General features: G+C 68.4%; 15 protein-coding genes and 1 pseudogene. 7 read left to right on the forward strand and 9 right to left on the reverse strand.

Annotated elements, in window-relative coordinates; genetic code table 11:
* Window positions 1-883: hypothetical protein (locus tag ACFVWD_RS35895; RefSeq protein ID WP_389602228.1), on the forward strand; the 883-nt coding region annotated here is incomplete at its 5' end.
* Window positions 884-1207: 324 nt separating this feature from the next.
* Here the strand turns inward: ACFVWD_RS35895 and ACFVWD_RS35900 are convergent.
* Window positions 1208-1807: a dTDP-4-dehydrorhamnose 3,5-epimerase family protein gene (locus ACFVWD_RS35900; protein ID WP_097286051.1), complete on the reverse strand. Its 600-nt coding sequence runs from the start codon at window positions 1805-1807 to the stop codon at window positions 1208-1210.
* Window positions 1808-2089: 282 nt separating this feature from the next.
* Here ACFVWD_RS35900 and ACFVWD_RS35905 point away from each other — a divergent pair, with 282 nt between their 5' ends.
* Window positions 2090-3562 carry a DUF2079 domain-containing protein gene (locus ACFVWD_RS35905; RefSeq protein WP_389602230.1) on the forward strand — a complete coding sequence of 491 codons (1473 nt, stop codon included), beginning with the start codon at window positions 2090-2092 and terminating at the stop codon, window positions 3560-3562.
* 173 nt (window positions 3563-3735) lie between these two features.
* Here ACFVWD_RS35905 and rfbA read toward each other — a convergent pair whose 3' ends face one another.
* Window positions 3736-4680 carry a glucose-1-phosphate thymidylyltransferase RfbA gene (gene rfbA, locus ACFVWD_RS35910; protein WP_389602231.1) on the reverse strand — a complete coding sequence of 315 codons (945 nt, stop codon included), beginning with the start codon at window positions 4678-4680 and terminating at the stop codon, window positions 3736-3738.
* Window positions 4681-5052: 372 nt separating this feature from the next.
* Here rfbA and ACFVWD_RS35915 point away from each other — a divergent pair.
* A pseudogene (locus tag ACFVWD_RS35915) lies at window positions 5053-5641 on the forward strand (transposase).
* A gap of 51 nt (window positions 5642-5692) precedes the next feature.
* On the opposite strand, the gene ACFVWD_RS35920 reads toward ACFVWD_RS35915, so the two are convergent.
* Together ACFVWD_RS35920 and ACFVWD_RS35925 are read right to left on the reverse strand one after the other, a co-directional pair.
* Window positions 5693-6484, reverse strand: coding sequence for a DUF6445 family protein (locus ACFVWD_RS35920; RefSeq protein ID WP_389602232.1), 792 nt, complete (start codon window positions 6482-6484; stop codon window positions 5693-5695).
* Between the two features lie 667 nt (window positions 6485-7151).
* Window positions 7152-8975 carry a phosphoenolpyruvate carboxykinase (GTP) gene (locus ACFVWD_RS35925; RefSeq protein ID WP_389602234.1) on the reverse strand — a complete coding sequence of 608 codons (1824 nt, stop codon included), beginning with the start codon at window positions 8973-8975 and terminating at the stop codon, window positions 7152-7154.
* Between the two features lie 333 nt (window positions 8976-9308).
* Between ACFVWD_RS35925 and ACFVWD_RS35930 the strand changes: the two genes are divergently transcribed.
* The 4 genes from ACFVWD_RS35930 (at window position 9309) to ACFVWD_RS35945 (ending at window position 13145) form a co-directional block, all read left to right on the forward strand.
* Window positions 9309-10022, forward strand: a complete 714-nt coding sequence (locus ACFVWD_RS35930) for a hemolysin III family protein (protein ID WP_054234786.1) — start codon at window positions 9309-9311, stop codon at window positions 10020-10022.
* A gap of 112 nt (window positions 10023-10134) precedes the next feature.
* Entirely contained in the window at window positions 10135-11739 is a 1605-nt protein-coding gene (locus ACFVWD_RS35935; protein WP_389602236.1) for a DHA2 family efflux MFS transporter permease subunit, read from the forward strand.
* Window positions 11736-12398: a TetR/AcrR family transcriptional regulator gene (locus tag ACFVWD_RS35940; protein WP_389602238.1), complete on the forward strand. Its 663-nt coding sequence runs from the start codon at window positions 11736-11738 to the stop codon at window positions 12396-12398. Before ACFVWD_RS35935 ends, ACFVWD_RS35940 begins: the two co-directional genes overlap by 4 nt.
* A 12-nt stretch (window positions 12399-12410) precedes the next feature.
* Window positions 12411-13145 (forward strand): Mut7-C RNAse domain-containing protein, encoded by a 735-nt coding sequence (locus ACFVWD_RS35945; protein ID WP_389602240.1) that lies wholly within the window; start codon window positions 12411-12413, stop codon window positions 13143-13145.
* On the opposite strand, the gene ACFVWD_RS35950 is transcribed toward ACFVWD_RS35945, so the two are convergent.
* From ACFVWD_RS35950 to ACFVWD_RS35970, 5 genes are all read right to left on the reverse strand, one after another.
* Window positions 13132-15534 carry a galactose oxidase-like domain-containing protein gene (locus tag ACFVWD_RS35950; protein ID WP_389602299.1) on the reverse strand — a complete coding sequence of 801 codons (2403 nt, stop codon included), beginning with the start codon at window positions 15532-15534 and terminating at the stop codon, window positions 13132-13134. The two genes, ACFVWD_RS35945 and ACFVWD_RS35950, sit on opposite strands and share 14 nt — an antisense overlap.
* Before the next feature lie 5 nt (window positions 15535-15539).
* Entirely contained in the window at window positions 15540-16877 is a 1338-nt protein-coding gene (locus ACFVWD_RS35955; protein WP_389602242.1) for a glycosyltransferase, read from the reverse strand.
* Window positions 16874-18544, reverse strand: coding sequence for an ArnT family glycosyltransferase (locus ACFVWD_RS35960; protein WP_389602244.1), 1671 nt, complete (start codon window positions 18542-18544; stop codon window positions 16874-16876). The genes ACFVWD_RS35955 and ACFVWD_RS35960 overlap by 4 nt, the downstream gene beginning before the upstream one ends.
* Before the next feature lie 132 nt (window positions 18545-18676).
* Window positions 18677-19930: a glycosyltransferase gene (locus ACFVWD_RS35965; RefSeq protein ID WP_389602246.1), complete on the reverse strand. Its 1254-nt coding sequence runs from the start codon at window positions 19928-19930 to the stop codon at window positions 18677-18679.
* A 202-nt stretch (window positions 19931-20132) separates the two neighbouring features.
* Window positions 20133-22163 carry a thioredoxin domain-containing protein gene (locus ACFVWD_RS35970; RefSeq protein WP_389602248.1) on the reverse strand — a complete coding sequence of 677 codons (2031 nt, stop codon included), beginning with the start codon at window positions 22161-22163 and terminating at the stop codon, window positions 20133-20135.
* Between the last annotated feature and the right edge of the window lie 64 nt (window positions 22164-22227).

The raw sequence follows: 22227 nt of genomic DNA on the forward strand, positions 1-22227 counted from the left end.
TACCCTGGTTACCCTGGTAGCCCTGCGGACCCCGGTCACCCTGGAAGCCCTGGTTGCCCTGGTTCCCCTGGAAGCCCTGGTTGCCCTGGTTGCCCTGGTTACCCTGGTAGCCCTGCGGACCCCGGTCACCCTGGAAGCCCTGGTTGCCCTGGTTCCCCTGGAAGCCCTGGTTGCCCTGTTCACCCTGGTTGCCCTGGTTGCCCTGGAAGCCCTGCGGACCCCGGTCACCCTGGAAGCCCTGGTTGCCCTGGTTGCCTTGGTTGCCCTGCGCACCCTGGTTGCCCTGGAAGCCCTGGTTGCCCTGCTCACCCTGGTTGCCCTGGTTACCCTGCGCACCCTGGTTGCCCTGGTTGCCCTGGTTACCCTGCGCACCCTGGTTGCCCTGGTTGCCCTGGTTGCCCTGGTTGCCCTGGTTGCCCTGGTTGCCCTGCGCACCCTGGTAACCCTGCGCACCCTTCTTACCCTGCGCACCCTGGTTGCCCTGGTTGCCCTGCGCACCCTGGTTGCCCTGGTTGCCCTGCGCGCCCTGGAAGCCCTGGTTGCCTTGGTCGCCCTGCGCACCCTGGTTGCCCTGCGGACCCTGCGGACCCTGCGGACCCTGCGGACCCGGCTTACCCTGCGGACCCTGCGGACCCCGCTTACCGTCGTGACCGTCGTGACCGTTGTGGCCCTGGTGGCCGCGAGGCCCCTGCGGCCCGCGGTCGCCGCCGCCGCCGCGGGCGGCGCTCACAGCGCCGTTCGGGCCGGGCGTCGCAACCTGACCAGCGCCGACGCTGCTGCCGGACCTGTGGATCGCGTCAGCGATGGCCGTCGCGCTCGGGGCGATGTTGAGCACTACGGCAAGCGCGCCGACCGACACCATGGCGACGGACTTCACGCGTGAACTTCGGATCGTTCTACGGCTCACAGAGAACCTTCCTCGGAAACTTGGACGCATCAGACCGCAAGCGCGCGCACTCGGTGCGCTTCATTCGCATGCGTGTCACGTGGCTTCGGTTACTGACGCACCCAGTTTTCACACCCGGAGATTGAATAATTACGATTCGTTCCGTGTCATAGGCGAAGATCACCCGTGCGGCCTCAATGCACTTTCTCAGGCCGATTCCGGCGTAGTACCGGTTTTCCGGTGCAATTTCATGGCGGCCGGTGATTCCCGACGGCGCGAAGCCCCGCCGCGAGGGCGGGGCTTCGCCGCAGGCCGGCCGTCTCAGGCGCCACTCACGAGACTTCCGCGATACGCGGTGCAGTCCTCGAAGGAAGGCAGCAGACCCTGCCGCTCGGCTTCCTCCAGCGTGGGCGCCGCCGCGTCCTTGTCCGAAAGACACGGCGCGAGGTCCTCGGGCCAGGCGATGGCCAACGCGGGGTCGAGCGGATTGATCCCGTACTCACGCTGCGGCGCGTACCCCTGCGAACACAGGTAGACGACAGTGGAGTTGTCCTCCAGCGCCATGAAGGCGTGGCCCAATCCTTCCGAGAGGTAGACGCAGCGGTGCGTCGTGTCATCGAGCCGGACCGCCTCCCATTTCCCGAAATCCGGGGAGCCGGTGCGGATGTCGACCACCACGTCGAGGACGGCACCGCTGACGCACGTGACGTACTTGGCCTGGCCGGGCGGGACCGACGCATAGTGGATACCGCGGAGAGTGCCGCGAGCGGAGCGGGAGCAATTGGCCTGCTCGAGCTGAAGCCCCTGACCGATGGATCCGTGGAACCTTTCACTCTTGAACCACTCGTGGAATCGCCCCCTGTTGTCCGCGAAAACCTTGGGTGTGTCCACCCAGGCCCCTTCGATGCCAAGTGGTCGCACGTGATTACTCCCTTCAACCGCGCGGCTTTTAGCCGCTCACTACCTCCGCATCTTCGGGACATCCGCCGCGGAACTTTAGCCCGCGCCCTACGCGGTGAGGCGGATGTGTGCGGCCATTCGGGGGATTCTGACCACACGTGAGTTTGGTCGAGGTCGGATACCGCGTGCTGCTGGCATCTTGATGGCCGCCACTCCCGGTTTCCTGAAGGGCTCGCGATGCAAACATCCCCCGCCAAAGGCGCAACGCTCCCGACGCAGCAATCGACCCTCGAGAAAAAGGCGGTGGCCGCATCACCGCACAACGGCCGCTTCTACGGCACATGGTGGGTCTGGGCCATGGCCGGAGCGCTGTTCGTGGTGTACGCGGCGGTGTCGCTCCGTCTCCACCAGCGGATGATGACGAGCAGCTACGACCTGGGAATCTTCGATCAGGTCGTCCGCTCATACGCGGAAGGGCACTTGCCGGTCTCCGAAGTGAAGGGCCAGGACTTTCCCGTCCTTGGGGATCACTTCTCTCCCATCCTCGCGCTCGTGGCGCCGTTCTACTGGGTGTGGCGGGGAGCGGAAACGCTCCTCGTCGTGCAGGCCGCGCTCCTCGCCGTGAGCGTCGTCCCGCTGGCTCTCTGGGCACGCCGGACCCTGGGCAACCCGGCCGGCGCGGTGATCGGTGCCTGCTACGGCCTCTCCTGGGGAATCGCGAGTGCTGTCGGCTACGACTTCCACGAAGTGGCGTTCGCCGTACCGCTCCTGGCGTTCTCGCTGGCCGCCCTCGGGAATGACCGGTTGGCCGCCGCGGCGTACTGGGCTCTGCCCCTGCTGCTCGTGAAGGAGGACCTCGGACTCACGGTTCTCGCCATCGGTCTCGTCATCGCCTGGCGAGGCGACCGCAGGATCGGCATGTTCACGGTTGCAGCCGGTCTGGCCGCAGCGGCGCTGGCACTGTTCGTGGTTCTGCCGGCCTTCAGCCCGAGTGGGTCCTTCGCCTATTGGTCCCTGGTCGGGGGCGGTTCTGGAGCATCTGGAGTCGACGGTGGCGGTGGAGGCGGTCTGCTGGATCTGCTCCACCGGGGCACGATCGGTCTGGTCACCCCCCAGACGAAGGTGTCGACTTTCGTACTCATGCTGGCTCCCACCCTGTTCCTGGCGATGCGGTCCCCGCTGCTGTGGGTCGCCCTGCCGACTCTGGTGTGGCGCTTCACGTCGAGCAACGGCCTGCACTGGGGGACGGGTTTCCACTACTCGCTCGTCCTGATGCCCATGGTCTTCGCGGCCTTCGTCGACGCCCTGGTGCGACGCGGGACGAGCGAGCGCGGTCTGCGCCGTTACCTCGCGGGCTGCGCCGCGATCACCCTCATGATCCTTCCGAACTTCGCCCTGTTCCAGCTGGTCCAGCCGGACACCTGGCGGACCGATCCTCGCGTCGCCGTCGCCCACCGCCTGATGGACAAGATCCCCGACGGTGCCACGGTCCAGACGTCCGACCATCTGGTGCCCCAGCTCAGCAACCGTACGAGCGTCAGCCTCTACGGCTCGAACGACAGCCGCCCCAACCCCCAGTGGATCATGGTGGACGTCTGGGCGCCGGACAGCACGCGAGGGTGGCTGGGCGCACCGCTCAGCGCTGAAGCGGAACAGCAGCACTTGGCGCAAGCCCTCCGCGAGGGGTACGTCCTGGTGACGCAGGAGGGCGGCTTCGTGCTGCTGCACCGCCTGGAGGTGATGCCGCAGCAGCGGAGCCGATCGGGACACGCCTGAGAGATCGCTGTCTCCCCAGGAGACGGGGGCTTCGCCGGTGAGTCGGCGGGCCATGAGAACGACCGTGGCCAGGTGGTCGCCGCCGTCCACCCACACCTTGCGCAGGGTGGGAGGGGCGGCGGCGACCTCGTCGACCGGATGGGTGCCGCGGTACGGGCATCTTGGGATGTTGGTTACACCGGAGCGCCCGGCCCCATGCGCAGCAGTTCTTCGCGAGGCGATCCACTGCCCCTTTGAGGCATGACGACGTATCGGGAGTCCTCCAGCAGCCCCAGCAGATAGTCGCCGTATCCGCTCTTGAGCAGCGGCTGGGCAAGTTTCCGGAGCCGGTCGTCGTCGATCAGGCCGGCGCGCCAGACCGCCTCCTCGACGCAGCCGACCTTGAAGCCCTGGCGTTCCTCGATCACCCGGACGAATTCCGAAGCCTGAACCATGGAGTTGAAGGTTCCGGTGTCGAGCCACGCGGTGCCCCGGTCGAGCCGGGTGACGTGCAGCGTCCCGGCTTCCAGATAGACGCGGTTGAGGTCGGTGATCTCCAACTCACCCCTGACGCTGGGCCGTAGGCCGCGGGCGATGTCCACGACGTGGTTGTCGTAGAAGTACAGTCCGGGCACGGCGTACCGGGACCTGGGACGGGCCGGTTTCTCCTCGATGGACAGCGCCCGGCCCAGTTCGTCGAACTCCACCACGCCATAGGCCGTGGGGTCGGCGACCTGGTAGGCGAACACCCTGCCGCCCTTCAGATCGTCGTGGTGGGCCAGCCGGGTGCCAAGGCCGCTGCCATGGAAGATGTTGTCGCCCAGAATCAGGGCGACCGACTCGTCGTCGATGAAGTCGGCGCCCAGGATGAAAGCATGGGCAATGCCCTCCGGGCGCTCCTGTGCCATGTATTCCAGCCGCAGGCCCAGTTGACTGCCGTCGCCTAGCAGCCGACGGAACTGGAACTGGTCTTCGGGGGTGGTGACGATCAGGATCTCCCGGACGCCTGCCATCACGAGTGTGGACAGCGGGTAATAGACCATGGGCTTGTCGAAGACCGGGAGCAGTTGCTTCGACACCGAGCGGGTCAACGGCCAAAGTCGCGAGCCGGTGCCGCCGGCCAACAGGATTCCGCGCATGGCATCACCATAGGTGAATTGCCCATGAATGCCGCTTTTCCACACGGCCGAGGACCGGCCTCTATTCATCAGCTCGGTTCGATCGCTACGCCGCGGACCTTCCCCGCGGCCTCTCGGTCATCGGTTTCACGACTCCCGGAAGTTCCCCGCCACCGACGAACCGGTGATGGTGCTGCTACACCCCGGCTTTGTCAGCGCTGCTCCCACCCTCCCCGGCGCGTCACGGCACACGAAGGCGCCCCTGAACGCCTTCCAGATCGCCTTCGGTCGCCACCCCGCCGACAACCGAACCCCCACAAACCAAGAGCAACCGCCGAGTTGACGTTCTCCCACCCCCCGGTGGCGTTCACCGTAGGAGTCAGATGTTTCGGAATGCCCGACACAGCCACCGAGGACCCGCGCCGGCGCACGGTCGATCCGGCGGTGATGGCTTGGAGAAAGGCTCGACCCGACCGCGGACCCGCCGAAGTGCCGGCATCGGTCGAACTGCGCGATGTATTCAACGCGATCCTCTACGTCAACCGCACGGGAATCCCCTGGGAATACCTCCCGCACGACTTCCCGAACCACGGCACCGCATACGCCTGCTACACGACCTGGCGCGACGAGGGAGTCTTCGCTCAGCTCAACCACGATCCGACCGGCCTGGCCCGCGTGAAGGAAGGGCGCAAGCCCGAACCGACAGCGTCCGTGATCGACACCCAGAGAAAAAACCGCCGTCGCCGAACACGGGGTCGGCCTCGGAATCGACGTCGAGGTTGTCGCCAGAAACCCGGGAGTCCGTGGCTTCCATGTCGCCGAATGGCGCTGGGTGGTACAGCGGAGTATCGGATTGATCACGATGCGCCGACGCCTCGCCCGCGACTACGAGGCCCTGCCCACCAGCTCCGGGGCGATGATCCGCATCGCCTCAATCGACAACCTCACCAAGCGCATGACGGACGCGACCGCACCCGCCTGATGAGGTACCCGATAGGACATAAAGGGTAATCCGCCTACGTCAAACGCCGTCTCAGACGTTGATGTCGAAGAAGAAGAGCTGTACCAGGCGGTGGGTGCCGTGCTCCCCGGCGAAGTGCTCGTACGACGTGGCCGAGTGCATCAGCTTCGCGTCCCAGATCACCAGCCGGTTGTACTGACCGGAGACCGACTCGATCAGCTCCCAGTTGTCCTCGTGCTCCAAGTTGTAGGGGTCGTAGACGACCGAGCGCGCGGCCTCGACGGCCTCGGAGCTGCCGAGGCGCGCCTGTTCCTTCGGATGACTGGGCGCACGCCGGCAGCCGTGGGTCCTGTCGCGCCAGAAGCTGGTGCCGGCACCGGGAGGCGGGTTCGGGTTCAGGTAGATCGCGGCGGCGTAGCTCTGCGAGTCGTGGTGCCAGACCAGCGGGTCGTCGTGCGCGGTCTGCTGAAAGACGCCGTTGGCGTTGTGGCCGAGCCATTCGGTGACCGGAGTGCCGAGCAGCCGCGAGAACTCCTCGCGCAGGCCGGGCCAGAGGAACCGGTGGTCGCTGCGCAGGCCTTTGAAGTACTGCAGACCGGTGTGGTAGCTGGCGCTGAGCGCGATCTCGCGCACCTCGTCCGGGTCGTCGAGGAAGTCATCCACGGAGAGCAGGTGCGGTGCGGAGGGGGTGAACAGCCGCTTCGCGGCGGGCTTGAGCTGCGCGTCCTCGAGGGTGGGGGCGGGTACCACGATCGGCAGCTGCGCACGGCCGCTGGAGATCAGGTAGCCACCGTCACCGCGGTCCTCCAGCACGACAGCGACCTCACCACCGAAGTTGAGCAGCTCCCCCGAGTTGAATGACATGGCCAGACTTCCTTCGTCGTGCGCTGACTGACGCACGAAGATTACCGGCCGACTCCTCGCAATTGCCAGATTTCGCCGCATAATTACCCACATCGGCGCAGTAGCCGGTCAGATCGCGCCGATCGTTTTCCCCTGGTGCACATTCCAGGCGAACTCGGCCGCGTTCTTCCCTGCCTACCCAGGCCTGATGCGCCTGGTCTCCGAGTTCACCGACCTCGGCGACTTTGATCGCAGCGGTGGCCCGGGCGGCGCTCGTCGCGCTCTTCCGGCGCACGGCCGAAATCGCGCGCCCTCTGGTCGCGATGACCCGTTGGTGCGGCTGCGCCCACCCGCCGTCCTGATGGTCCAGACGCTGGTCACCATCGCCACCGCGCTTGGACGGTGCGCCGGGGCCGGCCCCAGTACGAACGTATGTCAGCCGCAGGCCAGTTGACATCGGTCGCCGAGCAACCGGCGGAGCCGGTACTCGTTTTCGGGGGTGGATGATCAGAACCGAGAACAGGGCCGGGGACCCGCCCGTACGCCTTTGTACGGTGCAGCGGGTCCCGGCCCGGTTGGTGGTGCTGTCACCGCGGCCGGCCTGGCGACGTCGCAGGTCAGGGCAAGTCGGACCGGCCGCGGAGTTCAGGGGTGGACGGCAGCCGCGAGGCCGCCGTCCACTCGGAACTCAGCCCAGGCGCCGCACCAGCGCGCGGTACTCGTCCCACAGTTCCTTCGGGGTGTGCTCGCCGAAGGTGTTGAGGTGCTCGGGCACGAGCGCCGCCTCCTCGCGCCACACGTCCTTGTCGACGGTGAGCAGGAAGTCGAGGTCGGCCTCGGAGAGGTCGAGTCCCTTGGTGTCCAGGGCGCCCTTGGCCGGCAGGATGCCGATGGGGGTCTCGACGCCTTCGGCCCTGCCGTCGAGGCGGTCCACGATCCACTTCAGGACACGGCTGTTCTCACCGAAGCCCGGCCACACGAACTTGCCCGCGTCGTTCTTGCGGAACCAGTTCACGTAGTAGATCTTCGGAAGCTTCGCCTGGTCCTTGTCCTTGGCGACGTCGACCCAGTGCCCCATGTAGTCGCCCATGTTGTAGCCGCAGAACGGCAGCATGGCGAAGGGGTCGCGACGCAGCTCGCCGACCTTGCCCTCGGCGGCGGCGGTCTTCTCGGAGGCCACGTTGGCGCCGAGGAAGACGCCGTGGTTCCAGTCGAAGGACTCCGTCACCAGCGGTACGGCGGTGGCGCGGCGTCCGCCGAAGAGGATCGCCGAGATCGGCACGCCCTTGGGGTCCTCCCACTCGGGCGCGATGATCGGGCACTGCGAGGCGGGGACGGTGAAGCGGGCGTTAGGGTGGGCGGCGGGCGTACCGGACTCCGGCGTCCAGTCGTTGCCCTTCCAGTCGGTCAGGTGGGCCGGAGTCTCCTCCGTCATGCCCTCCCACCAGATGTCGTTGTCGTCGGTGAGCGCGACGTTGGTGAAGACGGAGTTGCCCCACAGCGTCTTCATCGCGTTGGCGTTGGTGTGCTCACCGGTACCGGGCGCGACGCCGAAGAATCCGGCCTCGGGGTTGATCGCGTACAGCCGGCCGTCCTCGCCGAACCGCATCCACGCGATGTCGTCGCCGATCGTCTCGACCGTCCAGCCGGAGACGGTGGGCTCCAGCATGGCGAGGTTGGTCTTGCCGCAGGCGCTCGGGAAGGCGGCGGCGACGTACTTGGACTCGCCCTGCGGCGGGGTCAGCTTCAGGATGAGCATGTGCTCGGCGAGCCAGCCCTCGTCACGCGCCATGACGGACGCGATGCGCAGGGCGTAGCACTTCTTGCCGAGCAGCGCGTTGCCGCCGTAGCCGGAGCCGTAGGACCAGATCTCGCGGGACTCGGGGAAGTGCGAGATGTACTTGGTGGAGTTGCACGGCCACGGCACGTCCGCCTGGCCCTCGGCCAGCGGCGCTCCGAGCGTGTGCACAGCGCGCACGAAGAAGCCGTCGGTGCCGAGCTCGTCGAGGACGGGCTGTCCCATGCGGGTCATGGTGCGCATGGACACGGCGACGTAGGCGGAGTCGGTGATCTCGACGCCGATCGCGGAGAGGTCGGAGCCGAGCGGGCCCATGCAGAACGGGACGACGTACATCGTCCGGCCCTTCATCGAGCCGCGGAAGATGCCCTTCTCCCCCGCGAATATCTCCCGCATCTCGGCGGGCGCCTTCCAGTGGTTGGTCGGGCCCGCGTCCTCCTCCTTCTCGGAGCAGATGAACGTCCGGTCCTCGACCCGCGCGACATCGGTCGGGTCGGAAGCGGCGTAGTAGGAATGCGGGCGCTTGATCGGATCGAGCTTCTTGAAGGTGCCCTTGTGAACGAGCTCCTCGCACAGGCGCTCGTACTCGGCCTCGGATCCGTCACACCAGACCACGTTGTCCGGCTGGGTCAGTTCTGCGATCTCGTTGACCCACGAGATCAGTTCCTTGTGCTGGGTGGGGACGGTGGAGGGAGCCGCGATGTCGCGCGCCACGATTGCTCCTAGATGAGGGGTTTTTTGTTGAGGCCCCGTGGGGGCTGCGACCCGGATGCTTCGGGGTGTAGAGACCCAAGGCGCTCATCCGGTGCCGACCGCACTCATTTGATCATCCGACGGGTTCGCCCATATGTCCAGAGGGCCTCACACGTGAGCGGAGTGACCATCGCCACGTGTATCCGCGATTCTTTGCGTACACGTTGGGTTCAGCTGAAGGTTTTTTTGCGCATGCGCCGCCTTGCGCCACGCTCGTGAGAACATGGCCACTCTTGGCTGTTCAGTGCACCGTACTGACACGTAACTTACGGTTCCGTAGGTAGGATTCCGCCTATGACTGCGCCCGTCCCCGACGCGCCCACGGACTCGCCGGCCGCAGGCCGCAGTCCCGCAGCGCTCTCCCCGTCGCATCCGGTCAAGCCCAAGCTGCGCGGCTGGCTGCACCTCGGCATGTTCCCGGCCGTCCTGATCTCCGGTCTGGTGCTCACCGCTCTGGCCAGTTCCACGCGGGCCCGCATCGCCTGCGGGATCTTCGTCCTGACGGCCTGCCTCCTGTTCGGAGTGAGCGCGCTCTACCACCGCGGCAACTGGAGCCCGCGGATGGACGGCGTGCTGCGCAGACTCGACCACGCCAACATCTTCCTGATCATCGCGGGCACCTACACCCCGCTCACGATGCTGCTGCTCCCCGGCGCCAAGGGGCAGTGGCTCCTGTGGAGCATCTGGGCCGCCGCGGCGGCGGGCATCATCTTCCGGGTGTTCTGGGTCGGCGCCCCGCGCTGGCTCTACACCCCCTGCTACATAGCGATGGGCTGGGCGGCCGTCTTCTTCCTGCCGGACTTCATGCGCACGGGCGGCATCGCCGTGCTGGTCCTGGTGATCGTCGGCGGACTGCTCTACAGCGCGGGCGGCGTGATCTACGGGATCAAGCGCCCCAACCCCTCACCCCGCTGGTTCGGCTTCCACGAGGTCTTCCACTCCCTCACCCTCGCGGCGTTCGTCGTGCACTACGTGGGCATCTCACTGGTGGCCTACCAGCACGGGTAACGCCCCCCTTCCTCCCTGAATGGCCACGGCTTCCGAGCCGTGGCCATTTTTGCGTCCCCTGACAGTGCACCCCCATTGACATCAACCACCTTTTGACAGCTACTCTCATTTCATGGTTACTGTCACGCAAGACGATGGCGTGCGGCGCGACCCTCCCCCACTCTCAACTTCGTTCGAGCGGGGGGACCCCCATCGCTGGTGGGCCCTCGGGGCCCTGGTCGCGAGCATGCTCACGCTCGGCTTCGACACGACGATCCTCAACGTGGCCCTTCCGACGATGGCGGGCGAACTCGGCGCCACCACCGGCCAGCAGCAGTGGATGGCGGACGCGTACGTGATCGTCTTCGCCGCGCTGATGCTCCCGGCGGGACTGCTCGGCGACCGGTTCGGACGGCGGCGGATGCTCGTCGTGGGGCTCGGGATCTTCCTCGCCGGTTCCGTGGCCGGCGCCCTGGCCGACGACGTCAACTGGGTCATCGTGGCCCGCACGGTGATGGGCCTCGGCGCCGCGCTGGTCATGCCGCTCGCCCTGTCCGTGCTGCCCTCGCTCTTCGGACCCGACGAGCGCACCAAGGCCGTCGGCATCATCTCCGCCGCCTCGTCGCTCGGTCTGCCGCTCGGCCCGATCATCGGCGGCTGGCTGCTCAACCACTTCTGGTGGGGCTCGGTCTTCCTGGTCAACGTCCCGATGGCCGCGATCGGCATCGCCGCCTGCGTCTTCCTGCTGCCCGAGACCCGCGACCCCGCCTCCCCCAAGGTCGACACCCTCTCCACCGCGCTCACCGCGGCAGGCCTCGGCGCGCTCATCTACGCGATCATCGAAGCGCCCAGCCGCGGCTGGGGCGACCCGCTGATCGTGGGCATGCTCGCTGGGGCCGCCGTTCTGATCGCCGCCCTGGTGCTGCGCGAGCGGCGCGTGGAACGCCCCATGCTCGACATGTCGCTGCTCACCCACCGCGGGTTCCTGTTCAACACGATCGCGGCGACCCTGGTGATGTTCGTCCTGTCCGGCCTGCTGTTCGTGCTGCCGCCGTATCTCCAGGCGGTGCTCGGCCACGACGCCTTCGGCACCGGCCTGCGGCTGCTGCCCATGATGGGCGGTCTGATCGTCGCGGCCCGGGCCGCACAACCGGTCGTCGCCCGGTTCGGTTCCCGCGCGGTGGTCACCGCCGGACTGGTGGTACTGGCCTTCGCCGCGCTGCTCGGCAGCCGTACGACGGTCGACTCGGGCTACGGCTTCACCGCGCTGTGGCTGTCCATCACCGGATTCGGCTTCGGTTTCTCGGTCGTCCCCGCGATGGACGGCGCCCTCGGCGCCCTGCCCCGCGACCGGGCCGGCAGCGGCTCCGGGCTCCTCATGACGACGCGCCAGGTCGGCAGCGCGATCGGCATCGCCCTCCTCGGCAGCCTGCTGGCCGGCACATTCCGCGACCGCCTCGACGTCACCGGGCTGCCCGCGAAGGCCGCCGACACCGCCGGGGAGTCCGTGGTCGCGGCGCACATCGTCGCCCAGAAGGCGGGCTCGGCCGATCTCGTGGCCTCCGCGAACAGCGCGTACGTCCACGGCATGGGCCTGGTCCTGCTGGTGTGCGGCGTCGCGGCCCTCGTCACCGCCCTGCTGGCCGCGGCGTTCCTGCCCAACACCCCCGTCGCGCACGCCACGAAGGAGGACGAGGACCCGGCCATGGTCACCGTTGTGGCGGATGCCGGACAATGAGCAACATGACGGCCGCACCCTCCCCCTTCAGCCCCGCCGACCGCCCTCAGCTGGGCCTGCGCGAGCGGAAGAAGATCAAGACCCGCGAGGCGATCCGCACCGCGATGTACACACTGGTCAAGGAACAGGGGTACGACGCGACGACGATCGAGCAGATCGCCGAGCGCGCCGAGGTGTCGCCGTCGACGATCTTCCGCTACTTCCCCACCAAGGAGGACATCGTCCTCACGGACGAGTTCGACCCGCTCATCATGGAGGAACTCCGCGCCCGGCCCACCGACGAGCCGTGGATGGACACCCTCCGCTATGTGATGCAGAAGGCCATCCGGCTCGGCATCAAGGATGACCCCGAGGTGTCCCGGCTGCGGACCCACCTGATGGTCCAGGTCCCGGCGGTGCGCTCGCGGATGATGGAGAGCATGTCGGTCACCGGCAACATGCTCTGCCAGGCGATCGGCGAACGCACCGGCCGGGACCCGGACAGCCTGGAGGTGCGGGTCTACGCGATGGCGCTCATCGGCGGCCTGATGGAGACCTCCCTGTACTGGGCGGAGAACGACCACCGGGACGAGTTCTCGGATCTGGTGGACCGCACGATGGACGTCCTGGAACACGGCCTCCCCACCGAAAACCCCCGAGACCAGGGCTCTCCGGCGTGACATCCTGACCGGGTGAACGGACCCGAGATCCACGTCGCCTTCGCCCCCGAACTGACGGTCTTCGTCCCGCGCGAGCGGCGCCGGGCCCTCACCACCGACGGCGTCTCGACCCTCGGCCATGTCGTCGAATCCCTCGGCGTTCCGCTGACCGAGGTCGGCACGCTCCTCGTCGACGGCCGGGAACTGCCCGTGTCGCACATCCCGGCGGCCGGCGAGTCCGTGACCGTACAGCCCGTGACGCGCCCCCAGCAGGTCCCCGGCGCCCCGCTCCGCTTCCTCCTCGACGTCCACCTCGGCACCCTCGCGCGCCGGCTGCGCCTCCTCGGAGTCGACGCGGCGTACGAGTCGACGGACATCGGCGACCCGGCCCTCGCCGCACGCTCCGCCGCCGAGCGGCGCGTGATGCTCAGCCGCGACCGGGGGCTGCTGCGCCGCCGCGAGCTGTGGGCGGGCGCGTTCGTCTACAGCACCCGGCCCGATGACCAACTCCGGGACGTACTCGGCCGGTTCGCACCCGAGCTGAGGCCCTGGACGCGCTGCACCGCCTGCAACGGCCTGCTCAAGGAGGCCACGAAGAAGCAGGTCGTGGACCAGCTGGAAGGCGGCACCGAGCGCTCCTACGACGTGTTCGCCCAGTGCGAGGAGTGCGGGCGCGCCTACTGGAAGGGCGCGCACCACGAGGGCCTGGAAGCCATCGTGGAGCGCGCCCTCGCCGAGTTCGGGAGCCAGACGCCTAGCGGCGCTTGAGGTCCTTGGCTCCGCAGGCCAGCCCGTCCTTGTTCGGGTCGAGACCCAGCGGGTCGTCCTTGCCGTTGACCTTCAGACGGCCGTAGTCGTTCGTCTTCAGCCAGGCGCAGCGCGAGGCCGTCGTCTTCTTGACGCCGTCCGGGAAGACGGTCGGCACGCAGACGTTGATCGTGCCGTAGTGCCGGTCGCAGCCGGAGATCGTGGTGCTGACCTTCTGCGAGGTCCGCTTCTTGCCGCCCTTGGTGACCGTGCCCTCAAGGGAGTCGGCGAAGGAGTGGACGTGCGCCGAGGCGGTGTCCGTGGCCAGGGCGGCAGGGCCCTGGAGGTGCACCCACTTGGCGACCGAGGGCACCCCGTTGGCATCGACCGCGAAGAGCATGTACCAACCGGGCGGGGCCATGTTGGGGTTGCTCGTCACGTTCAGGTCGACGTTGTTGCCGTCCACCGACAGGGGCAGGTCCACGAAACGCTGGTTCGGGTCGGAGGAGTGCGTCACCGCGGCCGGGCGGATCAGCTCGGCCTTCACGATGGGCCGGTCGACCGTGATGCGCTGCGTGTCCCCGTACACCCACTCGTTGTCGATCACCGAGGTGATCGTCGGACGGGTGCCCTTGAGGAGGTAGGGCGGGGTGTAGATGGACACGTTGTGGTTCCAGGTGCCGTTGCCCGGGTTGTCGCCGGTGGCCATCACCCGGCCGTCGGGCAGCAGGAACGCGGAGGAGTGGTAGCCGCGCGCCTCGGGGTCGGCGGCCACCGGGTCGAAGGTGGAGGTCGCCGGGTCGAACATCGACGCTTCGAAGACGGGGTTGGCGCGGTTGTGCAGGCCGCCGCCCGTCTCCAGCACCTTGCCGTCCGGCAGGAGGACGGCGGAGACGTACATCTTGCCCTGGTTGCCGGTCTCGGCGACCTTGCCGTTGCCGAGGTCGACCGTGCCCTGCGGGATCTGCGGGCCTACGGTGTACGCCGGGTTCGCGGCCTTCAGGTCGATGATGTCGGTGAGCCGGTTCGCCTCCGGGTTGGAGTCGATGTTGCCGCCGCCGATCGTCAGCACCTTCTGGTCCTGGGCCGGGGGCAGCAGCACGCTCGCGGACTGGTCGCGCTCGTCCTTGTCCTGGAGTCCGGGGATCGCCGTGACGGTGTTCGCGTCGTAGTCGTAGATCGCCGAACCCGTGCCGGGCGTGCCGTTGCCGAAGACATGGCTGCCCGAGTAGAAGAGCCGCCCGTCCTGCATCAGGATCATCGACGGGTACAGACCCCAGTACGACCAGGTCTGGTTGACCTGCCACAACGGCAGCCACTGCTGCTGCGCCGCCGACCAGCGCTCGGCCGTCACCGACCCGGTGGAGTCCTCGCGCAGTCCGCCGAACGAGATGACGTCACCGTTGCCGAGCTCGGTGGCCGACGGGTACCAGTGGCCGTCGTTCAGGTCGTTCGTCTTGCTGTACGTCTCGGTGACCGGGTCGAAGATGTACGAGTCCTTGTACCCCTCGTAGCCGTGCCCGCCCGCGACCGGGAACGCCTTGTTGCCGCTCATCACCAGCACCCGCCCGTCGGCGAGCTGGACGTGTCCCGAGCAGAACATGTCCTTCGGCGTGGGGATCACCTTGTACGTGCCCTTCACCGGGTCGTAGACCGCGCTGGTGAAGGTGCCCGCGTCGAAGTTCTCCTCGCTGTTGCCGGACCCGGCGATCAGCAGCACCTTGCCGTTGTTGAGGACGACGGAGTGCATGGAGCGCACCGGGTTCTGCGTGGGCAGCACGTCCCAGCGGCCGTTCGCGCACTCGTCGGCGGTGGCGGTGCAGGTGGCCGGCGGGATCGGGTCGGAGACCTGTTCCATCGTGTAGTCGTCGGTGGTCGCCGAGCCGGTGCCGTACACCGAGACGCCCCAGGTGATGCGGTCGGTACCGGCCGGGACGGCGGGCGTACGGACGCTCGCCTGCGTCCAGCTCGCCGCCATGTCCAGCGTCTTGAGGTCGGTCCAGTACTGCCAGCCCGCCGTGGTGTCGTGCCGGAAGAGGGTGATCGCGGTGTCCGGTGTCGTCGACTTGTACCAGAGGCCGAGGTCGTACTGCTTGCCCGCGGTGACCACCGGCGCGCAGGTCGCGGACTCCGTGATCAGGGCCTTGCGGTCGCCGTCGACGCGCCGGGTCAGTGTGACCTTCATGGCCTTGGAGCCGGAGTGGGAGTCGGCGACGGTGGCGAAGGTGAAGTCGTTGTCGCCCCAGCCGGACTTCTCCCAGCAGGACGGCATGCCGTCCGTGCCGTCGGTCTCGAAACCCGGGTTGGTGACGAGGTTGGCGGCGGAGGCGGGCTGGGGCGAGACGAGCAGCAGCCCGGCGGCCAGGCCCGCCACGGCCAGCAGTGAGGTTCTCCGTCTGGGTCGTGCCAGATGTTTCACGCGGCTCTCCTTTTTGTGCGGCTGCGGCTCCCGCCCGGGGCCTCGCTGCCGCGGCGCGGCAGATAGACCAGCGCCTCGGTGCCCACGAAGCGCAGGACGAAGGTCATCACCAGGGCCAGCGCGGTGGCGGACAGGGCGCCCATCCCGAAGTGGCCGACGAACAGGGCGATCAGCGGGATGCGCAGCACCAGGTCGGCGTTGGCGAGCAGCCCGAACCGGCCCACCCGGTCCCACCAGGTGCGGTGCCTGCGGCGCTCGCGGAACAGCAGATGCTCGATGAGCAGGAAGTTCCAGGCGACGCCGAGCTGGTTGGCGAGGATCTCGGCCGGTACGTAGTGCATGCCGGCGGCGGTGAGCGCGTACAGGCCGAGCAGGTTCGGCAGGAAGCCGGTGGCGCCGATCAGGCCGAAGACCACCATCCGGGCGACCGGCGAGGCGGTGCGCAGCCCGACGAGGTGGCGCAGGAACCGGAAGCCCTCCTGCGCGGTCGACTTGGACTCGCCCGCGAACCGGTCCTGGAAGACGAAGGGCACCTCGGTGACCTGGCGGGGGCGGCTGCGGACGGCGAGTTCGAGGAGGATCTTGTAGCCGAGCGGCTGGAGGATGTCGGCGGTGACCGCGCTGCGGCGGATCGCGAAGAAACCGCTCATCGGATCGCTGATGCCGCGCAGTCGGCGCGGGAAGAGCGTCTTGGTCAGCCAGGTCGCGCCGCGCGAGACGGCGATGCGGTAGCCGCCCGCGAGACCCTCGCGGCTGCCGCCCTTGATGTACCGGCTGGCGACGACGAGCCCGGCGGCGGACCGCTCCCCCGAGGCCACCAACTCCGGTATCAGGGACGGCGGATGCTGGAGATCGCCGTCCATGACGACGATCCAGTCGGAGCTCGCCGCCTTCAGGCCCTCGACGACGGCGCCGCCAAGCCCGCCCACGGCCTCCTCGCGGTGCAGCACGGTCACCGGGAACGGGCAGTCCTGCGCCTCCCGGGAGATCACCTCGGGGGTGTCGTCCGTGGAGTCGTCCACGAAGACGACCTCGCAGGGCAGCCGGGAGGGCACCGACTCGGTGATCCGGCACAGGAGTTCGCGGATGTTCGCGGACTCGTTGAAGGTCGGTACGACGATGGTGACGGCGCCCGGTTCAGGGACTGCGTTTTCGCGCTCGGCTCGCCTCCGGGGCGCTCCAGCCGGTGTCGAGAGGGCGATCGTGCTCAACCCTTCGGGCCTCCGCGCGTTCGCCCTCTCGACACCGGCGCGCCCCTCCGGCTCACTCGCGGTGGACGCCCGTACGGCCGGATCGCCGAGCTCCCCGGGGACAGTGCTCTCGAAGCTGCTCATCGACTGCCCCCGGATGTCGTCGTGGTCATGGTGTTTCCCGTGCTCCCGTCGATCTGCCGGATCTCGATCCGGTCGGCGCCCTTGCCGAAGGTGGCGACCGGCGTCGAGTGTTCGATGGCCGCCTTGACGTTGGGCAGGTCGACCGCGTCACGCCGCACCGTCGGGGAGGCGACGACGTAGTCGATGTCCTTCCAGCCGCGCGGCATCGTCTTGGTCACCGCGGGGTCGAGGTCCGCCTTGTAGAACCAGATGACGCCGAGCCCGGGCCGGTAGCCGTCGTGGACCAGGTCGAGCCAGAGGGCGTCGTCGACCAGGACCCGGGTGGCCGCCGGGTCCTGGACCTCGGTCTTCAGCCAGGTGGCCGCCGCCCGGTAGGGGGCGTTGGCGTCGGCGGTCACGGCGGTGCGGTCGCCGTCGTACCAGCGCGGCAGCACGTAGAGCGCGGCGACCGCCACGAGCGCGGCCGCCGTCACCCGCCGTCCCCAGGTGACGTACGGCTTCTCCTCGTCGCTCCGCCACCTGCGCAGCACCAGATGGGCGAGGCTGGCGGCGCCTCCGGCGAGGACCAGCGCGAGGAACGGCAGCGCCTGGATGATGTACATCGCGGGCAGATAGCCGCTCGGGCGCAGCGCCACCAGGGCGAGGATCGCCACCGTGAGGGCGGGTCCGGCGAGGGCCCGGGCGGTGACGGACCACCGCCAGGTGGCCAGGAGCAGCAGTGCTCCGGCGAGGCCGCCGATGATCAGCACCCGGTCGTAGTAGAGCCAGGAGTGCAGCACGCCGTACGAGCCGGTGCCGGGGTCGAGGATGAAGCCGGAGCCGGGTCGGCTCATCTGGTAGGTGATGCCGTCCCAGAGCGAGACATGGCCCGCGCCCGGGAACAGTTCGCCCTTGAGCAGGGCGAACAGCGGGTACGCGAGGCCGATCAGGGCGCAGGCGGTGATGGCTCCGGTGAGCGCGAACTTGCGGGTGTCGCGGTGGCCGTGGCGCCACATGGTGACCAGGAGCGCGGGCAGGACGACGAGCATCGTCTCCTTGGTGAGCACGGCGGCCGCGGCCGCGATGCCCGCCCCGAAGTGGTGCCAGAGGTGCCGGCTCGGGGACGCGGCGAGGCAGAACGCGAGCAGCGTCCACATCACCGCGATGTTGTCGAGGAAGATCTCGCGCTGGAGCACGACCGACAGCGGGGAGAGCCCGAAGAGCACCATCGCGAGGCCCGCGGCCCAGCGCGGCAGCGAGAGACGGCGCGCGAGGACGTACAGCAGGACCGAGCTTGCGGCGCTGACCGCGAGCATCGCGACGCGCATCGAGCCGACCGTCATCAGCGAGGGGCTGATGTGGGCGGGGATCCAGGTCAGTGCGGCTATCTGGATCCAGCCCAGCGGCGGGTGGTCGTACCAGTACGTGTAGTGCGCGAGGCCCTTGCCCTGCTGCACGGCCCACGCCTGGGCGAGGTAGGTGCCCTCGTCGTCGCTGAGGGTCGGGTAGTCGGTGATGTTCCAGCCCTGCACGACGATGATCGCCAGCAGCAGGGCGCCGCACAGCAGCAGGTCGGTGCGTGAGGTGCGCAGCCGCTGGAGCGGCGGGCGGTCGTGGACGATGTCGGGCACGGTGGGTCGCGTCGCGGGGACCGTGGACGTGGTCACCGCGGGAAGTGTCGAGGTCACGCGGGAAGGTCCTCTCGGGACTTTCGGTACGTTTCGGTAGATACGGGCCCAAGGCCTGCAGCACCAGGGCGTACGGAACCAAGGCCGCCCCGCCTGATCTCGGACCGGATGCCCGGCGGGTGGCCTCGGGCCCTAGTGGGTCGCTTCGGCCTCGGTGAGGTGCGCACCGACATGACTGGTCAGCTCCCAGTCGTTGCGGCCCCTTTGCTCACGCCAGACGGCACGGACGGCCGCACCGGCGAGGAGCACCTGATAGAAGGGGCCACCGACCACGAGCTTCAGATAGTGGACGAACCGGACGCGGAGCCCGTACTGCTTGCCGAAGTCGTGCAGTCCGACGAGCTCGAAGACGAAGGTGACCAGGGCGGTCACGGCCGGCAGGAAGGTGATGAAGGCGATCCCGACGGGCACGTCGAGGAAGAGCGCGATGGCCACGTTGAGCGGGATGACCACCCCGGAGACGGCCTGCAGATACGGCGTCATCAGCGTGTATCGGGCGAGCAACCGCTGTCCGAAGCCCGGCAGTTGCTTCCAGTCCTTCTTGCGGTAGACCTGCAGGAAGCCCTGGTTCCACCGGGTGCGCTGCTTCATCAGCGACACCAGGCTGCCCGGGGTCTCCTCCCGGGTCACCATGTCGGAGTCGTAGGCGACGACGACCTTCTTGCCGACGCTGGAGAGCCGTACCCCCAGGTCGCAGTCCTCGGCGAGGCACTCGGGGTCCCAGCCGTCCGCTTCCCGCAGTACGTCCGTCCGTACGAAGACGGTGTTGCCGCCGAGCGGGATGAATCCTTTTTGCGCATGCAGGTGCAGCCGCGAGCGGAACCAGAAGAAGTACTCCAGGCAGTTGCGCAGGCTGTACCAGTTGGAGTGGAAGTTGATGAGCTGGACCCCGCCCTGGACGACGTCCGCACCCGTCGTGCGGAACGCGTGGTCGACATGGGCGAGCAGCTCCGGATGGACCTGGTCCTCGGCGTCGAAGACCCCGACGACCTCGCCGCGGCAGTGCGGCAGCGCCGTGTTCATGGCCTTCGGCTTGTTCTTCTTCTCGTGGTGGTCGACGACGACCCGCACCCGCTCGTCGCGGGCCTCGGCCTGCCGGGCGACCTCGGTGGTCTCCGGATCGTCGTGCCCGACGATGACGATGATCTCGAAGTCGGTGTGGCTCGATTCCAGCAGTCGCTGGATGGTGTGGTCGAGCACGGCCTGTTCGTGGCGGGCCGGCAGCAGCAGCGAGAACGCCAGCCGGTCATCGCCGTCCGGTCTGCCGAACCGGGTGGACGCCAGCACCTCGGGCGTGCGCCACGCGTGCATCTGCCACCAGAGAGTGAACGCCGCCATCCAGAACAGGGCCAGTGAAACGGCAGCAATAAAGACAGACGTGAGCAACAGATCCCCCCAGATCCCAAAACCCCCATTCGCGACGATGTGTCACATCCGCCGCGTCACGATGCAAAGACTATGGGCGATCTGTGAAGTGCACAGGCTGATCTGGTGAAGAGCGTGTTTCATCACAGTCGGATCGTTTGCTGAACAATTCGAACACCGGTCGCGTTTCAGCCAGTTGACGGACGGTCTGATGATCTGCGTTTCAGCTGCTCAGAGCCGTGCGAAGCCGGTCGGGATCGGTCGTCGGAGCGTCACAGGTGAAGTTACGGCAGACGTACGCGGCGGGCTCGCCCTGCACGAGGGGGCGGTCGGCGAGGAGCGGCAGCTCGTCACTCTCCGGAGTGCCCACGGCCACCACGGCACCCGGCGCGGTACCGAGCAGCGCCGTCCGGTGCAGGGCCTTTGTCAGGGGATGCCCCTCCGGCCCCACGACCGCGACCTCGCGTGGCCCGTCGAGCAGCGCCTCCGCCACCGCGAGCCCCCAGCCGATGAAACGGGGAGCGCGCGGCCCGAGCGCCTTCACGACGCCCAACGCCCTTTCGGCGGCGGCCCGATGGGGCTCGGCTCCGGTCTGGGCGGCATAGCTCAGCAGGGCACCGGCCGCTGCGCTCCAGCCGGAGGGCGTGGCGTTGTCGGTGGGGTCCTGGGGCCGGCGGATGAGCCGCTCGGCGTCGGCCGCGGTGTCGTACAGCGCGCCGGACTCGGGATCGGCGAACTGCACGATCACCTGGTCCAGCAGGAACCCGGCGAATTCCAGCCACACCCCTTCCCCGGTGACGGAGGCCAGCGCGAGGAACCCCTCGGCGACGTCCGCGTAGTCCTCCAGCACCCCCGCGTTGGCCCCGGCCTGCCCGTCCTTGCTGGTACGGGACAGCCGCGCCCGGTCGTCCATGTGCACCCGTACGAGGAGATCCGCGGCGGCGATCGCGGCGTCCACGAGGTCGGGGCGGTCGAAGTAGGCGCCGGTCTCCGCGAGGGCGGCGACGGCGAGCCCGTTCCAGGCGGCGACGATCTTGTCGTCGCGCCCGGGAGCGGGCCGCTCGGACCGCGCGGCGAGCAGCCGACGCCTGATGCCGGCCACCTTCTCCGCGTCGAACAACTCGTCCTGCTGCGGAAGTTGCAGTACGGAGGAGCCCTCCTCGAAGGTCCCCTCCTCCGTCACCCCGAAGTACCGGGCGGCGAGTTCGCCGTCCTCCGCGCCGAGAGCCTCGCGGAGCTGCCGCGGGGTCCACACGTAGTACGCACCCTCGACGTGCTTCCCCGTGCCGTCGTCGCTGTCGGCGTCGAGCGCGGAGGCGAACCCGCCTTCGTTCGTGCGGAGTTCGCCCACCATGAAGTCGGCGGTCTCCAGGGCGACGCGACGGGCGAGCTCGGAGCCGGTCGAACGCCAGAGATGCGCATACACCCTGCACAAAAGTGCATTATCGTACAACATCTTCTCGAAATGGGGCACAACCCACTCGCGATCCACGGAGTACCGCGCGAACCCCCCGCCCAACTGGTCGTAGATCCCGCCCCGCGCCATCCGCTCACAGGTGTCCTGCGCCATCTGGAGAGCGCCCTCGGAACCGGTCCGCGCGTGATGCCGCAGCAGGAACTCGATCACCATGGACGGCGGGAACTTGGGCGCGCCCCCGAAACCGCCCCGCGAGGCGTCGTACTCCCGGGTGAGCCCGAGCAGCGCCCCGGCCAGGTCCTCCTCGCCGGGCACCTCGCCGCTCCCGAAACCCATCTCCCGCTCGGCGAGATCCCGCACGATCTTCCCCGCGACCTCGGCGACCTCGCCCCTGCGATCGGTCCAGGCCCCGCGCACCCCCTCCAGCACCTGCCGGAACGACGGCATCCCGTGCCGGGGCGCGGGCGGAAAGTACGTCCCGAAATAGAAGGGCTCCGCGTCCTGCGTGAGAAACACGGTCATGGGCCACCCGCCCTGCCCCGTGGCCGCCTGCACGGCCTCCATGTAGACGGCGTCGACGTCGGGCCGCTCCTCGCGGTCGACCTTGACGCTGACGAAGTGCTCGTTGAGGTAGGCCGCGGTCGCCTCGTCCTCGAAGGACTCGTGCGCCATGACATGACACCAGTGGCAGCTGCTGTATCCGACGCTGAGCAGCACGGGCACACCCCGCTCACGGGCCTCCTCGAAGGCCTCGGCCGACCAGGGCCACCAGTCGACGGGGTTGTCGGCGTGCTGGAGCAGATACGGGGACGTCTCATGGGCCAGTCGGTTCGGCATGGGTCCATCCTGCCGCAGTCCCCCGCCCCTGACGCGCCGGGCGCAGCCGCCCATTGATCGCGTC

Origin of the sequence: Streptomyces sp. NPDC058086 (assembly GCF_042885015.1) — a bacterium.
Taxonomy (GTDB): Bacteria; Actinomycetota; Actinomycetes; order Streptomycetales; family Streptomycetaceae; genus Streptomyces.

What these genes read in the sequence shown, in the direction of transcription:
- rfbA (WP_389602231.1), bottom strand. Translation starts at nt 4,680, where the DNA reads ATGCGCGGAATCCTGTTGGCCGGCGGCACCGGCTCGCGACTTTGGCCG.
- ACFVWD_RS35930 (WP_054234786.1), top strand. Translation starts at nt 9,309, where the DNA reads ATGACTGCGCCCGTCCCCGACGCGCCCACGGACTCGCCGGCCGCAGGC.
- ACFVWD_RS35955 (WP_389602242.1), bottom strand. Translation starts at nt 16,877, where the DNA reads ATGAGCAGCTTCGAGAGCACTGTCCCCGGGGAGCTCGGCGATCCGGCC.
- ACFVWD_RS35970 (WP_389602248.1), bottom strand. Translation starts at nt 22,163, where the DNA reads ATGCCGAACCGACTGGCCCATGAGACGTCCCCGTATCTGCTCCAGCAC.
- ACFVWD_RS35920 (WP_389602232.1), bottom strand. Translation starts at nt 6,484, where the DNA reads ATGTCATTCAACTCGGGGGAGCTGCTCAACTTCGGTGGTGAGGTCGCT.
- ACFVWD_RS35940 (WP_389602238.1), top strand. Translation starts at nt 11,736, where the DNA reads ATGAGCAACATGACGGCCGCACCCTCCCCCTTCAGCCCCGCCGACCGC.
- ACFVWD_RS35935 (WP_389602236.1), top strand. Translation starts at nt 10,135, where the DNA reads ATGGTTACTGTCACGCAAGACGATGGCGTGCGGCGCGACCCTCCCCCA.